Here is an 18,409-nt window from a genome sequence, read left to right as displayed (position 1 = left end):
TTGAGCGAGTCTTTTTCGTGGAGCTAAGGAGAGTCGAACTCCTGACCTCCTGCATGCCATGCAGGCGCTCTACCAACTGAGCTATAACCCCGAAAGGTGCACCAAATATAGAATAAAAAATGGGCGTGTCAAGGGAAATTTTGAAAAAAAATATAAAAAAAGGTCACTGGTCATTAGTCAAAGGTCACTGGCTCTAGAAAAAGGGGCCGAAGACCCAAATTACAGAACTAATGACCAATAACTAATGACCAATAACTAATGACCAATAACTAATGACCAATAACTAATGACCAATAACTAATGACCAATAACTAATGACCAATAACTAATCACGCCTTCTCGATGGTCACGGACTCGATAATCACGTCATCGTAAGGGGCATCACGGCGGTCGGTCTTGACGTTTGCGATATCGTCGAGCACGTCGAAGCCTTCGTAGAGCTGGCCGAACACGGAGTAGCCGTCAGCCGGGCCGGGGCCCACCTGGTCGTGGTCCAAGAAGTGCACGTTGTCACCGTGGACAATGAAGAACTGGCTGCCGATGCTGTTCGGCATGGCGGTCTTTGCCCAGCTGAGGGCGCCGCGCATGTGGGTGAGGCACGGGTCGTACTTGTCGCCGATGGTAGTGCCCGGGCCCTTGGCTGAATGCCCGCCGGTGCCGTTCCTGCGGGTGAAGTCGCCGCCCTGGATCATGAAATCCTTGATGATACGGTGGAAGGGGGCGCCGTCGTACTTGCCTTGCTTTGCAAGTTCGATGAAGTTCGTGGCGCATTCGCCGACGCGGTCTTCGAAGAGGCGGAGCTTCATGGTGCCATGGTTGGTTTTCATGATGGCGATGGTTTCGCCTGCCTGGGGCTTGTCGAGCTGGTTGAACATGGAATCTCCTTGGATTTGTTGAATTTACCGCCTTAATATAGGTAAAAATACATGCCTTAATTGACGTGATATCGCGATAAAGGTATTATGTTGCAGAAAAGAGGAGTGCGAAAATGTTCAAAAAAATCGTTTTTCTTTCGTGGACGGCCTTATTCGCTGTCTTTGCCTTGAATTTTACCGCCTGCGGTGATGACGAATCCTTTATCGCCAAACCTCAAGACGGGGAAAAATCATGTTCTTCGCACAATGGAGCTGGTTCGTCGAGTTCGGGAGCACGGGTGACAGGTTGTGAAACATGCGAATATGGCAAGCTAAAAGACGATCGTGACGGACAGACTTACAGGACCGTGAAAATTGGGAACCAGTGGTGGATGGCGGAGAACCTGAACTACGCTTACCTACAACCCACGAAAACCTTGGATTCAAGCAGTTTCTGCTATGACAATGATCCCGAAAACTGTAAACAATATGGCCGTCTGTACCTATTTAGCGCGGCGATGGATAGTGCGGGGCTTTTCTCTTCTGACGCAGAAGGGTGTGGCAATGGTGCGGAGTGTCCTTTTGACCACATTGTCCCTAAAATTTACAAGGGTTACAGCGATACGGCGAGTTCTTTGGAACCCCCTATCCGCGGGGTGTGTCCGGAGGGGTGGCATGTGCCCACTGTGGATGAATTTGTGATATTATTTGAATCCGTGGGTGGACAGGAAGAAGAGTACTGGGAAAATGTTGACTTGCGATCTACCAGTGGCTGGCGTGAAATTCCTGGAGAAGATACTGCTAATGTTACCGATTCTTTTGGTTTTTCCGCATACCCTGCAGGCGAATGGTACCAGCCGTCAAATCTGGATTATCCGATATTCAGTTCTCTAGGTATAGAGGCTCAATTTTTTACGGCATCAACGAGGCATCCGAATGTATCGGGTTATGGTAGTGTGCACATCGTGGAAATAAAGCATAGTGGAAATAGGGCCGGATTTAATTTTTACTGGCAAAATTCTGCTCAATCAGTCCGTTGCCTCAAGGACTAGTTATTGCTAGGCCTTTTCTAGAGGACGGTCTCGCCAAACTATATGTTGGATTACTAAATTCTTGAATATGAAAGACAACTGCAAACGTATCCAGGAATTGCTTTCCGCGCAGGCCATGGAATTCGCCCTCGACGAGATGGCTGCAAAGATTGCAAAGATGCACCCTTCCGCCGAAAACCTGATTGTTCTCGGCATGGCAAGCCGCGGGATTCCGCTGGCAAAGAAACTGAGCGACAGGCTCTCGCAGAAATTCGGCAAGCCCATCGAGATGGGCTGCCTTGACGCGACATTCTACCGCGACGACTTCCACTACCGTAAGCCCAGCGCCTCTACCGAGATGCGCTTTACCGAGATGCCCGCCTCCGTGGAAGGCAAGACGGTAATCCTCGTGGACGACGTGCTCTACACGGGCCGCTCGGTGCGTGCCGCCATGCAGGCAATTCTTGACCTCGGGCGCCCCGCCGCCATCCGGCTCTGCGTGCTGGTGGACCGCGGCCACCGCGAACTCCCGATTGCCCCGGACTGCGTGGGCCTTACGGTAGAGACCGCGCAGAACCAGGAAGTCCGCGTGATGATTGAACCCATTGACAGTGAAAATTCCGTTTATCTCGTAGAAGTGGAGGCATAGCGTGAGCGCGCTTGAGATTAAACACCTTTTTGGACTGCGCGGGGTATCGAAGCACGATATCCGCATGATTCTCGATAACGCGAAGCAGTTCCGCGAAATTCTGGAACGCCCGGTAAAGAAGGTTCCGAGCCTGCGCGGCATGACGGTCGTGAACCTGTTCTTCGAGAACAGCACCCGCACCCGCACGAGTTTTGAACTTGCAGAAAAACGACTCTCTGCAGATACGGTGAACTTCACGAGTTCCAACTCCAGCGTGAAGAAGGGCGAAACGCTCGTCGATACGCTCCGTAACATCGAGGCCATGAAGATCGACATCGTGGTCGTCCGCCACAAGGGGACGGGCGTCCCGAAGTTCCTCGCCGACAACAGCAATGCGATTATCGTGAACGCGGGCGACGGTGCGCACGAGCACCCCACACAGGCGCTCCTCGACATGCTCACCATCGAAGAAAAGCTCGGAACCCTCGAAGGCAAGAACGTGACGATTGTGGGCGATATCCGCCACAGCCGCGTGGCCCGCAGTAACCTCTGGGGCATGACGACGATGGGTGCGCACGTGACGCTCTGCGGACCGAGCACCCTGGTCCCCCGCAATACCGAACTGATGGACAAGGTCACCTGGGAAAGCGATGTGAAGAAGGCCGTGAAAAATGCGGATGCGATCATCGCGCTTCGCCTGCAAAAGGAACGCATGGACGATGCCCTGTTGCCCAGCATGCGCGAATACCGCAACACCTTCGGCATCACGCACGACCTGCTCGAAAACGTGAAGGACCAGGTGCTGGTCATGCACCCTGGGCCCATCAACCGTGGGGTGGAACTCGACAGCGAAATTGCCGACGGAGAAAATTCGGTCATCCTGAACCAGGTGACCAACGGCGTGGCCGTGCGAATGGCCGTGCTTTACCTTTTGGCTGGAGGTCGTGCAAATGCGTAATATCGTCTTGAACAACGTCCGCCCCTTTGTTGACGGGAAGATTGCTGAACCTGCGAAGATTTGCCTCGTGGATGGGGCCTGGGCCTCGTCCGCACCCGAAGGGACACCTGAATTTGATGCGAAGGGCGCAGTCGCCCTCCCGGCGCTCTTCGGCCTCGGGCTCGATTTCAAGGAACCCCTGCGCGACGACATCTACACCTTCAAGGACGGTGTGGAGGCCATGCGTCGTGGCGGCTTCTACGGCGGCCTTTACGAAAGCAACGCGAATGCCATCGACGATTCCCTGAAACTTGCCGCCATCCAGCAGATTAGCGCGAAGTGCGGTCTCTCGTTTGCCTTCCTGGGCGCGTTCAGCATGGGCTACCAGTGCAAGGACCTCGCCGAAATGGTGGAGCTTTCCGAAGGCGGCGTGGTCGGCTTCGGCGACGGCAACCACAACTGCTCGCGTTCGCGCTTCCTGCGCCTCGCGATGGAATACGGTTCCATGACGGGCAAGCGCTTCTTCTTTATGCCGCTCGATGACTCGCTCCGCCACCACGGGCTCGTGCACGAGGGCAGTTTCGCCGACACGCTCGGCATGAAGGGAATCCCGCGCATCGCCGAGACGATGGAAGCGTTCCGGATTCTTGAAATGGCGCGCTTCCTGAAGGTGCCGGTGCATCTGAAGCAGGTGAGCTGCGGCGAGACGCTCAAGCTTATCGAACGTGCGCGCACGCAGGGCGTGGACGTGACCTGCGACGTGGATATCTACCACCTGCTCCTGGACGACAGCTGCCTGTTCGACCTCGACTCGCACTGCAACGTGCCTATGCCGTTCCGTTCTGCGGAAGACCGCGAGGCCTTGTGGCAAGGGCTCGAGTCGGGAACCGTGAATGCAATCAGCGTGAACCACGACCCGGTGCTCAGGCAGGACAAGGAAGTGAATTTCGAGGATGCGGTGCCGGGAGCGGTTTCGCTGGAAGTCGCGCTCCCCGCAATCTGGAAACCGCTCTGCACGCGGCTTTCCGCCGCGCGCGCGGTGGAACTCCTTTCCACCGCCCCGGCACAGCTTGCAGGAATTGAACCCGCAGCGCTTAAGCAGGGCGGACAGGCGAGTCTGGTTCTCCTTGACCCGGATGCAGAAACGGAAGTCGTTTCCTCGATGTTTGCGGGCAAGACCCGCAACTGCCCGCTCCTGGGCAAGAAGTTGCCTTCCCGTATCCTCGGCACTTATATCAACGGAAACTGGAACGAGGGTTAGCTCGTGATTCTGCCTGCTCAGTTGTTCTGGATTTGTTCGATCGCCATCTTGGGACTGGTGCTCCTAGTCCTCATTGAGATTCATCGTTCCAATGACCGCCGCGAAAACGCGGAAATGTTCGGGACGAAGGATTTCGAGAATAAGGTGGAAGAACGCGGCCTTACGCCGAAGGAAATCCGGACAATGGAGAAACTGGTCCGTGCATCCAAGTTCGAAAACAAGGATGCCGTGCTGAATTCCTCGCACCTGTTCGAGGCAGCCGTATGCGACTTCTACGATTTCCGCGATGTGGACAAGGTTCGTGACGAGACGCTGGACGCCATAACGGGGCTGCGCGAGAAACTTGCGTTCGATGCGGCGAATCCGCTCACCGTAATCGTGTGTACTCGCCAGTTCAACGTGGGTAACCGTGTCGACATCCTGTTCGACGGCGGGGCAAAGCTCAAGCATTCCGAAATCCTTTCACGCCGCGAGAAGTACTGGAAGGTCTCTTACGACGACAGTTTCGGTCCGGGCAAGTCCTACGTGGGCAAGGAAGTCCGCATCCGCTGGACCCGTCCTGAAGACGCGGTCTATTCTGCGTATGTGAAGGTAATGGATAGCGAACCCGGGAAGCTTGTCCTTCGCCATTCGAACGATCTTGAAAAGCAGCAGCTGCGTCGCTGGCTCCGTGAAATTGTCAATTTCCCGGTCGAAGTCACCCTTGCCGATGGTTCCAAGATTTCGGGCGTCCTCTACGACCTGTCTGCCGGCGGTATCCTTATCGGGCTTCCGCAGGAATACCCGGGCGGTACCCACGTGCATATCCATTTCGAGCTCCCGAGCTTTGGCCCCGAAGACGTGGAAATTGAGATTTTGCGCAGTTTAGGCCATAAAAACAGCGATTATCCGGAACTTTTCTCCATGACGGCGTCCTTTACCGGAGCCTTCGGATGGACCCAGGAACGCGTTTTGCAGTACATATTTGAGGTAAATAAGCGAAAAAAGGCAAAAGAAATGGCCGAAAATGCGCTAACTAGTTGATTTTTAATGACTTAGATGCATTTTTCGCTTGACATTTTGATTTTATAAAGGTAGAATTAGGGTAGTATTGTTTCCGATCGGAGTTTACTTTGGCACTAGATTTGCTCGCTCGAATTCGCGGTGAACGCGAGACTATCGGCATCGATGTTGGCCATTACAGCATCAAGTACGTGAAGGTTTACCACAACAGTCGCGGTGGCCATGTTGTCGTCGAGATTGATACGGAACCCGTTCCGGAAGGCTCCGTCATTAACGGCGAAATCCAGCGTCGCGAGGGCGAACCTACGACAGGTCCCGACGGCAAGAAGGAAAAGGACGGCTACGAACTTTTGAGCGAGGCGCTCACCAAGATGATGATGCGCCATACCCGCGATGCCAATACCGATATTGTCGCATGCGTGAACTGCGGTGCTGGCGTCGGCGGCGTGCTGGTCGACAGGATTAGCGTGAAGGTGCCGAAGAACGGCAACGAGTCGGCGATTATTCTCCAGACCGCGCAGTCCCGTCCGCCCTTCGATGACCAGGACAACGTGATTGACTACGAGATTGAATCCCGCGAAGGCGAGGAAGTCAAGGCGAACGTCGTTGCCGCGAAAAACGCGCTTCTTGATTCCTGGGCCCAGTTCTTCACCGTGAAGGGGCTCAAGCTTACCGCGATGGATGTCGATATCTTCGGCCTTTTGAACGCCTACACGGCGACCGCTTCCGAAGAAGACCTCAAGCAGACTACCGCCGTCATCAATATCGGCGAAAAGAAGATGAGCATCGGGTTCATCCAGCAGGGCAAGTTCCACTCCATGCGTGCCATGACCGGTGGCTCGATCGACATGATTATTGCAAAGCTCGGCGTGACGCTCGGTGTCGATGCCGCCAAGTGCCACGAGATTTTCGAGACGGGCGATCTGGGCATCGTGGACGGGTTTGCCGAAGCCGAAGTGGAAGAGGCCCTGAAGCTTGCCTTTGAAGACATTATGGCCCAGGTGGAATTCGGTATCCGCTACTACTCTTCTTCGGAAGATTCCGAACCGCTGAACAAGATCTTGCTCGGCGGCGGTGGCGCCTCCATCAAGGGCTTGAAGGAATATATCGCCGAACGTTCCGGCATAGAGACCGACACCGTGAACCCGTTCCGTTACGTTGAATGTGATGCGAGCGTGGTGGGCGAATCGGGCGTGTCCCTCGCTTTATCCAACATCCTTGCGCCAGCGCTTGGGCTTGCTATGAGGAAGTTTGACTAATGGCAGAAAAGAAAACAAAGACTAAGACGAAGACGAAAGCGAAGAACGTCGCAAAGCGTTCGATATGCATTTCGATTAACCTCTTGCCTCCGGAGTACCGCAAGGTCAAGAAGGATCTTTCGTGGATTACTGACCGCCGCATTGTTTGGCCTACGCTGGCATTGATTGTCGCTATTGTCGGGTTCGTGTACGCGAACATTTTGATTGACGAAACAATCATGAACCTTGAGAACGATGTGACTCGCGTGAAGGAAGAAGTCGAACGCGAACGTCCATTGCTCACGAAGATTGGCGACCTCGAACAGAAACAGGCGATTGTCAATACGAAAATCAACGCGCTCAAGAGCATCCAGGTGAGCAAGCGTCGTTGGGTGGTTCTGTTCGAGAACGTGTCGTCGGTGCTGCCGCCCAACATGTGGCTCACGAGCCTCAACCAGGTGTCGGAAGACAACCTCGAGATGAAGGGCATGACGTTTGACTTCTCGGAAGTGGCCGAGTACATGGTCAAGCTTGAGAAGCAGGTAAGCGTTGAGAAGGTGTCGCTCCTGACTATCGCTACCACCAAGGTCGATGGCGAGGAAGCGTATAGCTTTACCATCAAGATAGTCCTGAAGCAGGACCTGGGGGAGGGCTAGTATGGGTAATTTCGATTTTAAAGACAAGAAGAACATATACCTGATTGTTATATGTCTCCTTATTGCGGGTCTTGTCTACTACACATGGGATTACGTGTATAACCCGTATGTACAAAGGAAGCAGCAACTAGAATCTGAACTCAGCACTGCACAGGCTGAACTCGACAAGATTAACGCGAAGAAGCACCGCATTGCGGAACTTGAACTGCAGCTGGTGCAGGCCGAGAAGGATTTCGAAAAGCTGAAGGAAATGTTCCCCGAAGAGGAAAAGGTTCCGCTGCGCCTGCAGGATTTGTATGCCGTGCTACGCAGTTCGGGCGTGCAGATCCAGAAGTTCAATCCGGAAGGTTCTTCCCAGAAGGAACACTACATCGAGAACCGTTACTCCATCGCGGTCAACTCGGGTTACCACATGCTGGGCTACCTGTTTGCGGAAATCGCTAACTTCAATTACCCGACGGCGATTACGAACCTCAGGTTGAACCGCTACTCGGGAATTGCCGCCGAACTCCAGAAGGCGGAAACCCACGGCTGGACTCCCATTACGGTGTCGGTGTCGTTTAACCTGACCACCTATACATCCAAGAAGGTTGGCCCATGATGATGAACAAATTAATTACTTTGTTCCTGTTCGTCGCGGTGGCCGTGAACGCTGCTCAGATTAAGGATGTGAGTTTCGGTTGCGATAAGAGCAATTGCGCCGTCACGTTCAAGTTTGCCTCGGACAAGGATTTGCCCTCATTCTTCCAGAAGTACGATGCCAAGTCGCACAAGCTTACCCTCGGTTTTTCGACGAGTGAGTTCGCTCTTGGCATGGGTGCGTTTGAAATTGACCCCTCCTCGGAATGGGTCAAGTCCATGAAGGTCTACAAGGAACCCTTCCGCGGGACGGATTTCTTGAAGATTGACTTGATTGTCGGTTCTGCGATTAAATCTGACAAGAACGAGATTGCTCTCAACAAGTCGGACTTTATGCTGAAACTCGCCGGCAAGGGCGGGAAGGCCTGGACGCTCTCGAAGCTCTTTGCTGACCGCAAGAAGGCTGCCGAGAAGGCCGCTGCCGAAGAGAAGAAGGCTGCTGAAAAGGCCGCCCTCGAAGAGAAGAAGCGTGCCGCCGAAGAAAAGAAGGCCGCCGAGAAGGCTGCCCTTGAAGAAAAGAAGCGCCTTGCCGAAGAGAAGAAGGCTGCCGAAAAGCAGGCCGCTCTCGACAAGAAGGCCGCAGAAAAGGCTGCCGCCGAAGAAAAGAAGCGTTTAGCCGAAGAGAAGAAGGCCGCGGAAAAGGCAGCTCTCGAAGAAAAGAAGCGCCTTGCCGAAGAGAAGAAGGCGGCTGAAAAGCGTGCCCTCGAAGAAAAGAAGGCTGCGGAAAAGGCTGCTCTCGAGGAACGCAAGCGCGAGGCTGCCGAAAGGAAAGATGCCGAGAAGCGCGCCCTCGAAGAGAAGAAGGCTGCAGAAAAGGCCGCGAAGGAAGAAGAGAAGCGCATTGCCGAGGAACAGAAGAACCTCGACAAGGCTATCAAGGAAGGCGGCAAGATTTCTGCACTCCTCCCGAACCTGAAGGAAATGACGGTGCTCGTGGGTTCCGGCATGGAACAGTTCCGCCTGGTGGCGACCACCCCGATTGAACTGCAGAACGTGACTGGCCCGGACAAGGCGGGTACGATTGTTATCGGGCTTGCAGGCCCGCAAAAGTCGCCGGTGTTCAAGATCGGTGCGGGTACGCTCGTGAAGCACGTGACCTGGGGTGCGAACGGCCTCAAGGTGCAGTTGCAGCAGAACGCGAAGCCCGTTATCGTGGTGCAGGAAGGTGCACTTATTTTGCAGGTCCGGGAAACGACTATCAAGAAGGATGGCTTCCTCTTCTGGAGCGCCCATCCGGATGGAATCTTCGTGCGCGACTGGATGAAGTCGGCCGAAGAAAAGCCCTCCTTTGAAACCTTCGTGAGCAAGCACGACAAGGAAAGCAAGAAGCTCGTCTCGGGTTCGCAGACATTCCACCTGCGCCCTGTGGTACGTGAACTCATTGTCGTCGCCGACGAAATTGAACTCTTTGCCGCGCCCAATGACAACTCGCAGGTGCTCAAGCGCCTCACCTTCGGTGACCGCCTCGTGAGCCTCGATGTTTCGGGCCTCTATTGCAAGGTGCAGTTCGGTAGCCACATCGGTTTCGTGAACAAGCGCGCGGTCAGTTACATGGATGAACTTTCCGCCGTGCAGACGGAGCGCCTCAAGCAGGTCGACAAGGAAAGGGGCGAGATTGTTTCCGAGAATGGCGAGATTGCTGGCAGCCAGCTCGATGGCCTCTACGATGACCGCGTGACCTACAGTTCCTTCGGCCGTCGTGACCCGTTTGTCGAAATCAAGGGCCTCGTGGAAGAAGGCATCAACATTGACCAGGTCGAACTTGTCGGTATTATCTGGGAATCCGATGTCCCGATGGCGCTCCTCGTGGAATCCAAGAATCCTTCCATATCCTACACGCTTAAGGAAGGCGACAAGATTCTCAACGGAAAAGTTCTTAAAATCACACAAACAGACGTGCTCTTCCTTATTCAAGAATTTGGCGTGAGCCGTCGCTACTCTATGGGTCTTCCCGATAAATTTGGGGGTCAAAAGTGAAAAAGCTGATTAAAATACTCATGGTCCTGTCCCTGGTAGTGGGACTCTCCTCGGTCTGTGCTGCCCCCGCGTCGGGTTCCGTGGAACCCAACAAGAAGCTGTACGACTTCTCGTTCGTGGACACTGACTTCAGTGCCGTGTTCCGCTCTGTTTCTGTGGTTGCGGGTGTCGATATCTTGCTTGCCCCCGACGTGAAGGGCAAGATGAGCATCAAGGTCACCAAGAAGACCTGGCAGGAAACGCTCGACATTATCTGCGAAATCAATGACCTCACCTGGGTTATTCAGGACAAGTACATCGTGGTTCAGCGCCAGAGTACTTACCAGGCCAAGCAGAAGAAGATTGCCGACGAGGAAAAGCAGCAGGAAGATACTGCTCCGCTCGTACGCAAGAACTTCCAGATTCACCACGCGAAGGCCGACGAACTCGTGAAGGTGCTCGAAAGCATGAAGAGCGGTCGTGGCCGTATCACCGTCGTGGAACGCACGAACTCCATTATCGTGTACGATACCGATTCTAAGATCGAGCAGATGGAAAACGCCCTTACCGAACTTGACGTGGAAACCCTCCAGATCATGATTACTGCGAAGCTCGTGGTGGTGAACAGCCAGCGCGCCCGCGAACTCGGTGTGGACTGGAGCGCGATGCTCGGCAACAACGTCTCTATGACTCCGGGTGCGGCAAACGGTACTTACGGAAGCCAGGCTGGGTCTAGCCGTGGCGCTGCCATGGTTACGTCCTTCCCGAACAACGGTGCAACGCCTGCTGTTAGCGGTGCCGCAACGACTATTACTACGAGCCTGTTCGACAACAACCTGAAGCTCGCCGTGTCGAGCCTGATGGGTGACGCTTCTACCGAAGTGCTCGCGAGCCCGCAGGTCTCTACGCTCGACAATACCGAAGCCCAGGTGTTCATGGGTGACAAGGTTTCTATCCGCGTGATTGACGATAGCGGTGAATCTTCTACGCAGCTCGTCGAAACCGGTATCAAGCTGACGGTTACCCCGCACGTTTCGGGCGACAACCGCATCTTGCTTGACCTGCACCCGGAAAACAACTCCTACGATTACGACTCCAAGGGCGAAATCGTGATCAGTACGCAGGAAGCCAAGACGAAGGTCGTGGTGGCTGACGGCGAGACCGTGATTATCGGCGGCCTGACCCGTAACGAGACCCAGGAATCCGAGAGCGGCATTCCGTTCCTCAAGGACATTCCGTTCTTCGGCAACCTCTTCAAGTATACGCGTCATTCCGTGGTCAAGAAGGACCTCGTGATCTTCGTGACCCCGCGCATTATCCGCAATTACATCGGCAACGTGGAACTTTCCGAACCTTCCGCCGAAGTGGCTGAACAGGGCGCTCCGCAGATGCAGAAGGTGGAACAGCCTGCACAGCCGGCTCCGGCTGCACAGCCTGCACAACAGGCTGCTCCTGCAGCACAGCCCGCTGCTCAGAGCGCACCTGCGGCACAGCCGGCACCTGCCGCTGAACCCGCTTCTGCACAGGAACCTGCCCCTGCCGTAGAACCTGCTCCGGCATCCGAGCCCGCTGCTGAAACTCCCGCCGCACCGGAACCTGCTGCAAACGACGTCCAGGACGACTGGAACTAAGCCGTTCTTCCAAGAACTTAAGAAGCCCGCTCCAAGCGGGCTTCTCTGTTTATATTGGAATTGTTTTAGAGAGGGAGGGCCAGCCGTGCGTATGCCGTCCCTAGTTGCACTACCGCACGACGAGGGCAGCGAGCGCGAGTTCCTGCGCGATCTTCGTGCTGCACTTTCCGCTCTTGATTTCGTAGTCGATATCGGAGAGGCGGCGAATTACCCTGCACAGCAGGGGCTTGCTCCAGCGCTTGGCGCATTCCGGGGCGCGCCCCAGCTTGTTGAACACGTAGTCGTTCTTGCCCATGGCCTTTGCGGCATCGGCAGGTGACATCTTCTTTTCGGTCAGGGTCATGAAGTTCAGCAGGTCAATGGCGTAGTAGTAGAGCGATGCGACTATGGGGACTGCTTCCACGCCGTTCCTGAACATTTCGTTCAGCAGTCGGGTGTATGCCTTCACGTCGCGTAGCCCGAACGGCGTGTTTATTTCGTACGACGCGTTCTTGCGCTGCGGAACCACCATGGATTTCACGAGGTCGAGCGTAATTTTTTTGCAGTTGGGGTCGTACATCAGGACCTTCTCGACTTCCTCGCAGACGATTTTCGTCTTGTTGCCGAGCGCGTCGGCGAGGTAGTAGCAGGCGTCCCTGTCGATTGCCTTGTTGAAGTGCGAGGGAATTGCGGCCGCAATCCAGTCGGCCATCTTGTACTGGGGTGGTTCGTCGAATTTCTCGATTTCGCCCACGCTCTTGAGCGTCTTGTACAGTTCCCCGCGCCCGTCGAGTTTCGAGAACTCGAAAAGGAGTGTGCAGTTGGGCTTGTGGCTCAGCCACTTGGTGAGTTCGCGCGTGTCGTCGGCCTTGAGTTCGTCGGCCTTGCGGACGACGACCGTCTGTTCGGGCGAGAACATGGATACGCTGTCACACGCGGTAATGACCGACTCCGCGATGGAGGCGATGTTCGGGTCCGTCGCGAACAGAATCTGCTTTGCCATCGGGTCGTCCTTGCGGTCGCCGAGGGTATCTTGCAGGAATTTCTCGATGCGCATGTCCTTCGAGAAATCGTCATTGCCGATGAGCGCAATAATCATCTGCGGGTCCAGTTAGCTGAAGTCGATAATCTGGAACTTGTTTACGCCCCTCGGGGTCGTGACTTCGATGGTTTCGCCCTTCTTCTGGCCCATGAGGGCGGCTCCGATGGGGCTCTTGAAGCTGATTTTGCCGTTGAGGGCGTCTGCCTCTTCGGGGCTCACCAGCTGGTACACGACGTTCTTCTTGGTCTTTGCGTTGAGGAGCGTGACCTTCGCGCCAAAGCGGATGGTGTCGGAATTCGGGTCGAACGCGACGACTTCGGCGCGGGCAATCTGGTCCTGGAGCCTGGGCATCTCGATGTTGTCGATGGAGGAAAGGCGTTCCTTCGCTGCGTGGTATTCGGCGTTTTCGCTCAAATCGCCTTGCGCACGGGCATCAACCAGTTCCTGCAATACGCGCGGGCGTTCAACATTTTTTAAATTTTCTAGGTCCTTGATGAGCTTGTCGAAAGCTTCCTGTGTAAACTTGATCTTTTCCATGCTCTACAAGGTAAAAATTTTAACGGGCGTTGCGAGCCCCGAATCGCAAAGAAAGCTTCTTTTTAGGAGATACTATGTACACTGTGCTGGAAAAAGGCGGCGTTTGCTCACCCAAGGGCTTTACCGCATCTGGAATTTGCGCTGGCATCAAGGCCAGCGGTAACGCCGACATGGCGCTTTTGAAAAGCGAGAAGGCGGCCCGCTGTTTCGCCGTTTTTACCACCAACAAGGTGAAGGCCGCTCCGGTACTGTACGACAAGGCTGCGCTTGAACACGCACACTTCGCGACTGCAGTCGTGGTGAACAGCGGCAACGCGAACGCCTGTACCGGCGAACAGGGCTACAAGGATGCCGAACGCATGGCCGTGATGACCGAGGAGGCTCTTGGCCTTACCCCGAAGAGCGTGCTCGTTTGCAGCACGGGCGTGATTGGCCACCTGATGCCGATGGACAAGATCGAGGCTGGAATCCCGAAGCTCGTGGAAAAACTGCATGCCGATGCTTCCGAGGAATTCGGGCGCGCAATCCTCACGACCGACCTTGCCCTCAAGAGCCACGCCGTGGAAATCCAGACGGAGAAGGGCGTGATTACGATTGGCGGCGCCTGCAAGGGTTCGGGCATGATTCACCCGAACATGGCGACGATGCTTGCCTTCATCACGACCGACATCTCGCTCCCCATAGACTTCTTCGCCGAATTCCGTGCCGACATCGCCGATTCCTTCAATGCGATTACGGTGGACGGCGACACGAGCACGAACGACACGTGCATCTTGCTAGCAAACGGCATGAGCGGACTCCGTTACGAAGACCTGAGCTTGAGCGAACAGGGCGAGTTCCGTGCTGCTCTCATGCTCATCATGCAGAGCCTCGCAAAAGACATCGTGCGTGATGGCGAAGGTGCCACCAAGCTTATCGAACTGCGTATCGAGAAGGCCGAAAGCCACGAGGAAGCTCTCCGCATGGCACGCTTTATCGGTACCAGCAACCTTGCGAAGTGCGCGATGTTCGGTGAAGACCCGAACTGGGGCCGCATCCTCAGCAGCGCGGGTTCCAGCGGTTGCAACATGGTGGCCGAACACACCGACCTGTACTTCGGCGACGTGAAGGTCTTGGAAGGCGGGCGCCCGCTCCAGCTCGACGAGTCCCAGACGGCGGCACTCCATGCCGTGGTGCGCCAGCGTGAATACAAAGTAACGCTCGTGCTCAACATTGGGCAGGCATCCGCAAGCGCGTTTACTTGCGACCTGAGCTACGGCTACGTGAAGATCAACGCGGAATATACGACGTGATTTAGACGAAAGGACGCAAGTCTCTGCGAGACTTGCTATAGACGAAAGACGAAAGAAGTTTCTCGTTGAAAAAAATCGCTCCGGTTTGGCCGGAGCAATTTTTCATTCCACATTCCTCACTACACATTTCACATTGTTGCCTAGTCTTTCAGGCAGCGGAGGCTCGCGCCGAATTCGGGATTGAACTTCTCGAACTTCGCGATGTCCTTGTCGTGGTAGAACACGAGCACTTCGCCTTCGGCTGTCCAGAGGTAGGCCTTCTTGCCGGCATCTTCGAACTTGCGTTCCTTCAGCGGAACATCGCTCTTCGCGAAGTGTGCGCCGCCGGCCTTCACGCCGAACCCGAGTTCATCCTTGCCGTTGCCGTAGTCGTTGCCGCCTTCCTTGATGGGGTCCCAGCCGAAGCCGGCCTTGAGCACGGTGCCGGCCTTGCCGCTTGTCTCGGCGAAGGTGAGGAGTGTTTTCCATTCATCCTTGGTGGGCATGTGGAAACCATCGAGGCAGGCCTTCTTCGCGTTCTCGAAGTTGTAGAGGCGGCCCCAGTGGTTGCACTGGTTGCACACGGAACCTTCGAAGGTTCCGAAGTTCATGTTCTCTGCGGTCCAGAGCTGCGTGCCGATTCGAATCCACTGGTAGGCGTATCCGTCGCGCGGGTCCTTGTAGCTGCCGTCGGTCGCGGGAGTTCCGTCGGGGTCGAACACCTCGCCGAATTCAATCTGCTTGTTCTTCTGGTACTTGGCCTTGGAGGCGAGCTTGCCGTTCTTGTGGTACTTCACGACTTCGCCCTCGATGTAGCCGTCGGCGAACGGGGTTTCGGCCTGGAGCGTGCCGTCCTCGTAGTATTCCTTCTGCAGGCCTTCCTTGCGGTCGGCGTTGTAGGTGGTCTCTCGCCGGAGCGTGCCGTTGTTGTAGTACTCCTTCTCGAGGCCCTGCTTCTTGTCCTTGACGTAGGTGGTTTCCATGCGCACCTTTCCGTCGGGGAATTCCTGCACGCGGATGTCGTCACAGGCGGTGAATGCAAGTGCTGCCGCAAGGGTAGCGCCAATGAGGATGGTTCTCTGTTTCATCGTGTTCTCCTTGTTCTAGAATTCAATCTTACCGGCGGTGGCCAAGAGCCCGATAATGTAGAGCATGCCGTCGTAGTAGCGCCAGAAGCGGAACGGGACGGAAAGTGCCGCGAGGTCCTTGACGAAGGGCTTTACCAGCGGGTCTTCGGAATCGAGTACCTGCGTGGCGGCCGCGTTCATCGCGATAATGCCCGGCGTGGCGTTGCGGCCCTGGCGCGGGTAGGGCCCGCCGTCGGTCGCGTAGTCAGAGAGGTAGGGTCTCCTGTTCTCGAAGAAGTTCAGCAGGCGCGTGCAGATTTCCTTCTCGCTCTCGTCGCCGCCAAAGAGTGCGTAGTCGAGGCTCAGGTTGAGCGCAACGCGCCAGGCGTCTCCGCTGAAGCAGTTGCTTTCGGGGAACCAGGGCATTGCCTTCGGGGTGCCGTCGTATTCGGAATAGTCGCCGCAGAGGCCGGTTTCGGGGTGGGCGGCCTTCTTCAGGTAATCGATGCTGTTCTTCGCAATTTCGAGCCACTCGCTGTCGCCGGTCGCGTCGGCGTAGGCGCGGTAGAACGCGATGGTGTGGTAGCTCGGGTCGGTAAAGTCGTTGCCCAGCACGGGCGAGAACTTGATGAGCTTCCTTTCGGGGTCGATCATCGGGCCCACGAGTTCGTTGAACGGCTTGTTCTTGATCCAGTTGATGAGTTCGATGGCCTCCTGCTTGTAGTCGTCGCGGACAAACTTCTTTGCGGCGATGAGGAGGGCTGCCGCGATGTATTCCTCGCCGTCGGGGGCAGCCCCCGGGTCCATCATCGAGAAGTCGGTGGTGGAGACTTGCCAGGAGTAGTAGCCCTTGTGCGGGCCGTCGTCGTTGCGCAGGTATTTTTTCGCGAAGTTCCAGAGTTTCTGGAAAAGCTTGTCGTGGCCGGTGAGGGCGGCAATGAACATGCCGTAGCTCATGCCCTCGGAGCGGATGTCGTCGTGGCCGATGTCGATGATGTATGCCATGTCGTCGGCGGCATCAAAGCACACGCGCTCGTCGATGGGGTCACCTTCGAAGAGTTTGCTGAATGCGTTCTGGATTAGCTGGTCGGCGAAGTTGGGGCCGTAGCCTGCTTCGACGAACATGTCGCGGGGCTTTTTACATTCCATATAAAATCCTCTATTCTATTATCTAAAATAACTTAATTTGTCCCGTATGCAAAACCGCTTTTTGAAAACAAGTGTAAAAAATATGTGTAGAAATTTCGTATTTTTACAACGAGAGGTATTTATGGCAGATATGTTGATTATTGGTCAGGGCCCGGCGGGCGTTTCGGCATCGCTTTATGCGTTGCGTGCCGGTTTGGACGTTATCTTGGTTGGGAAGGGCGCCGGTGCGCTCGAAAAGGCGCACATGATAGAGAATTACTATGGCCTGGAAAAGCCGCTGAGCGGGTCAGAACTGTTCGAGGTGGGCAAGAAACAGGCCGAGCGGCTCGGGGCGAACCTTGTAGACGACGAGGTGACCGACCTGTTCTTCGACGGGAAGGAATTCGTGGCGACGGGGCTCAAGGGCGAGTACCGTGGTCGCGCGTGCATCATGGCGACGGGTTCTGCCCGCAAGAAGACTCCTCTCCCGGGTATGGCCGAGATGGAAGGCCACGGCGTGAGCTACTGCGCGGTGTGCGATGCGTTCTTTTACCGCGGGAAGGATGTCGCGGTTCTTGGGTCGGGCGAGTACGCCCTGCATGAATGCAATGAACTCCTGAATGTGGTCGGAAGTGTGACGCTCCTTACGAATGGTGCGGAACCGACGGCTGAATTTACAGACAAAGTAAGGATTGACAAGCGAAAGCTCGCGGGTCTTGTGGGCGAGGGAACGTTTGGCGGCGTAAAGTTCGATGATGGCGAGGAACTGAAACTCGACGGACTGTTTGTCGCCCTCGGCAGCGCAAGTGCCATGGATCTTGCGCGGAAGGCGGGAGCCGCCTTCGACGGCGGCAGCGTCGTGCTGGACAAGGATTACATGACGACGGTTCCCGGCCTGTTTGCCGCGGGAGACTGCACCGGCGGTACGTTGCAGGTCGCTGTCGCCGTGGGCGAGGGCGCCATTGCGGGCCTTGCCGCCATCAAGTATTTGCGTGAAAATCGCTAGGTGCCCGCGCAAATAATCCGCAAGGCTTTTTTGCCAAAATAGCAGACCAAATGCCTTGCTTGTGGACGTTTAGTCTGCAATATATTAGTTTGTGCGTAATAAAATTTGCTGCTTTAACGCCTTTTAACGCAGATTTGATCTGTGTAAAAATTCGACGTTGTATAAAGGGGGAAGTGTCCCGCACCACCTAAAGGTGGCCATGTACACATAAGCACTAAAGAGCTAAGTGTCCAAAGGCCGCAACGCCGGGCTCATCAAGGATGATGACGTGACCAACAAAAAAGGAATTTATCCGTACATATTGACAGGTGATGACCTGGTGCGAAGGCGGCCCGACAATCGATGCAAACTGTCAGATGCTGTGTAGGGATTGCAACAGAAGAAAAAGCGACAAGTAGGGATTAGAAAAGGAGAGATTCGCTATAAGCAAAGGGATTGGTTAGGGTAAAAATGGATTTGTAGGTTTTTTAATAGTGGGTTCATGAACAACCATATTCATTACCGGTTAAGTTAAAATATATCCTTTTTTCTTGTTAAGTGGTATAC

At 55.2% G+C, this 18,409-nt stretch carries 18 protein-coding genes and 1 tRNA gene; 13 read left to right on the top strand and 6 right to left on the bottom strand.

The genetic code is table 11. The annotated features are described in order from the left end of the window. Positions 1-18 precede the first annotated feature (18 nt). Together BUB22_RS10460 and BUB22_RS10455 are read right to left on the bottom strand one after the other, a co-directional pair. Positions 19-91: transfer RNA gene (locus tag BUB22_RS10460), tRNA-Ala, on the bottom strand. A gap of 238 nt (positions 92-329) precedes the next feature. After that, entirely contained in the window at positions 330-875 is a 546-nt protein-coding gene (locus BUB22_RS10455; protein ID WP_073115082.1) for a peptidylprolyl isomerase, read from the bottom strand. Between the two features lie 113 nt (positions 876-988). Between BUB22_RS10455 and BUB22_RS10450 the strand changes: the two genes are divergently transcribed. From BUB22_RS10450 to pilQ, 10 genes are all read left to right on the top strand, one after another. Next, positions 989-1,906: an FISUMP domain-containing protein gene (locus BUB22_RS10450; RefSeq protein ID WP_073115081.1), complete on the top strand. Its 918-nt coding sequence runs from the start codon at positions 989-991 to the stop codon at positions 1,904-1,906. A gap of 67 nt (positions 1,907-1,973) precedes the next feature. After that, positions 1,974-2,534: a bifunctional pyr operon transcriptional regulator/uracil phosphoribosyltransferase PyrR gene (gene pyrR / locus BUB22_RS10445; RefSeq protein WP_072808725.1), complete on the top strand. Its 561-nt coding sequence runs from the start codon at positions 1,974-1,976 to the stop codon at positions 2,532-2,534. A gap of 1 nt (position 2,535) precedes the next feature. Continuing rightward, entirely contained in the window at positions 2,536-3,471 is a 936-nt protein-coding gene (locus BUB22_RS10440) for an aspartate carbamoyltransferase catalytic subunit (protein WP_072808723.1), read from the top strand. Next, positions 3,464-4,711 (top strand): dihydroorotase, encoded by a 1,248-nt coding sequence (locus tag BUB22_RS10435; RefSeq protein ID WP_073115080.1) that lies wholly within the window; start codon positions 3,464-3,466, stop codon positions 4,709-4,711. Before BUB22_RS10440 ends, BUB22_RS10435 begins: the two co-directional genes overlap by 8 nt. 3 nt (positions 4,712-4,714) lie before the next feature. Further along, entirely contained in the window at positions 4,715-5,734 is a 1,020-nt protein-coding gene (locus tag BUB22_RS10430) for a PilZ domain-containing protein (protein ID WP_073115079.1), read from the top strand. A gap of 89 nt (positions 5,735-5,823) precedes the next feature. Further along, a complete protein-coding gene (gene pilM / locus BUB22_RS10425; RefSeq protein WP_073115078.1) occupies positions 5,824-6,972 on the top strand; it encodes a pilus assembly protein PilM in 1,149 nt (382 codons plus the stop codon). After that, complete coding sequence (locus BUB22_RS10420) at positions 6,972-7,607, top strand: PilN domain-containing protein (protein ID WP_073115077.1); 636 nt, start codon at positions 6,972-6,974, stop codon at positions 7,605-7,607. Before pilM ends, BUB22_RS10420 begins: the two co-directional genes overlap by 1 nt. 1 nt (position 7,608) lies before the next feature. Next, a complete protein-coding gene (locus BUB22_RS10415; RefSeq protein ID WP_073115076.1) occupies positions 7,609-8,208 on the top strand; it encodes a type IV pilus inner membrane component PilO in 600 nt (199 codons plus the stop codon). After that, a complete protein-coding gene (locus BUB22_RS10410; protein WP_073115075.1) occupies positions 8,205-10,223 on the top strand; it encodes a hypothetical protein in 2,019 nt (672 codons plus the stop codon). The genes BUB22_RS10415 and BUB22_RS10410 overlap by 4 nt, the downstream gene beginning before the upstream one ends. Continuing rightward, entirely contained in the window at positions 10,220-11,833 is a 1,614-nt protein-coding gene (gene pilQ, locus BUB22_RS10405) for a type IV pilus secretin PilQ (RefSeq protein ID WP_175547282.1), read from the top strand. The genes BUB22_RS10410 and pilQ overlap by 4 nt, the downstream gene beginning before the upstream one ends. A 109-nt stretch (positions 11,834-11,942) precedes the next feature. Here the strand turns inward: pilQ and holA are convergent, their stop codons facing one another. Both holA and greA read right to left on the bottom strand, forming a co-directional pair. Next, complete coding sequence (holA, locus tag BUB22_RS10400; RefSeq protein ID WP_072808705.1) at positions 11,943-12,911, bottom strand: DNA polymerase III subunit delta; 969 nt, start codon at positions 12,909-12,911, stop codon at positions 11,943-11,945. A 12-nt stretch (positions 12,912-12,923) separates the two neighbouring features. Next, a complete protein-coding gene (gene greA / locus BUB22_RS10395) occupies positions 12,924-13,391 on the bottom strand; it encodes a transcription elongation factor GreA (protein ID WP_073115074.1) in 468 nt (155 codons plus the stop codon). A 74-nt stretch (positions 13,392-13,465) separates the two neighbouring features. On the opposite strand from greA, the gene argJ reads away from it, so the two are divergent. After that, the gene (gene argJ / locus BUB22_RS10390) at positions 13,466-14,683 is read left to right on the top strand and encodes a bifunctional glutamate N-acetyltransferase/amino-acid acetyltransferase ArgJ (protein WP_073115073.1); all 1,218 of its coding nucleotides are present in this window, start codon (positions 13,466-13,468) and stop codon (positions 14,681-14,683) included. A 140-nt stretch (positions 14,684-14,823) separates the two neighbouring features. Here argJ and BUB22_RS10385 read toward each other — a convergent pair whose 3' ends face one another. Together BUB22_RS10385 and BUB22_RS10380 are read right to left on the bottom strand one after the other, a co-directional pair. Then, positions 14,824-15,750: an FISUMP domain-containing protein gene (locus BUB22_RS10385; protein WP_073115072.1), complete on the bottom strand. Its 927-nt coding sequence runs from the start codon at positions 15,748-15,750 to the stop codon at positions 14,824-14,826. A 15-nt stretch (positions 15,751-15,765) separates the two neighbouring features. Next, on the bottom strand, positions 15,766-16,878 hold the full coding sequence (locus BUB22_RS10380) for a glycosyl hydrolase family 8 (RefSeq protein WP_073115071.1): 1,113 nt from the start codon (positions 16,876-16,878) through the stop codon (positions 15,766-15,768). Positions 16,879-16,999: 121 nt separating this feature from the next. Between BUB22_RS10380 and BUB22_RS10375 the strand changes: the two genes are divergently transcribed. Further along, complete coding sequence (locus BUB22_RS10375) at positions 17,000-17,863, top strand: NAD(P)/FAD-dependent oxidoreductase (protein ID WP_073115070.1); 864 nt, start codon at positions 17,000-17,002, stop codon at positions 17,861-17,863. A gap of 311 nt (positions 17,864-18,174) precedes the next feature. After that, entirely contained in the window at positions 18,175-18,261 is an 87-nt protein-coding gene (locus BUB22_RS17355) for an HNH endonuclease (RefSeq protein ID WP_073115069.1), read from the top strand. Positions 18,262-18,409: the final 148 nt, after the last annotated feature.

The organism is Fibrobacter sp. UWCM (genome assembly GCF_900129735.1).
Taxonomy (GTDB): Bacteria; Fibrobacterota; Fibrobacteria; order Fibrobacterales; family Fibrobacteraceae; genus Fibrobacter.
Note: the sequence above shows the minus strand (reverse complement) of the source record. Positions and strands in the feature narration are given on the sequence as shown.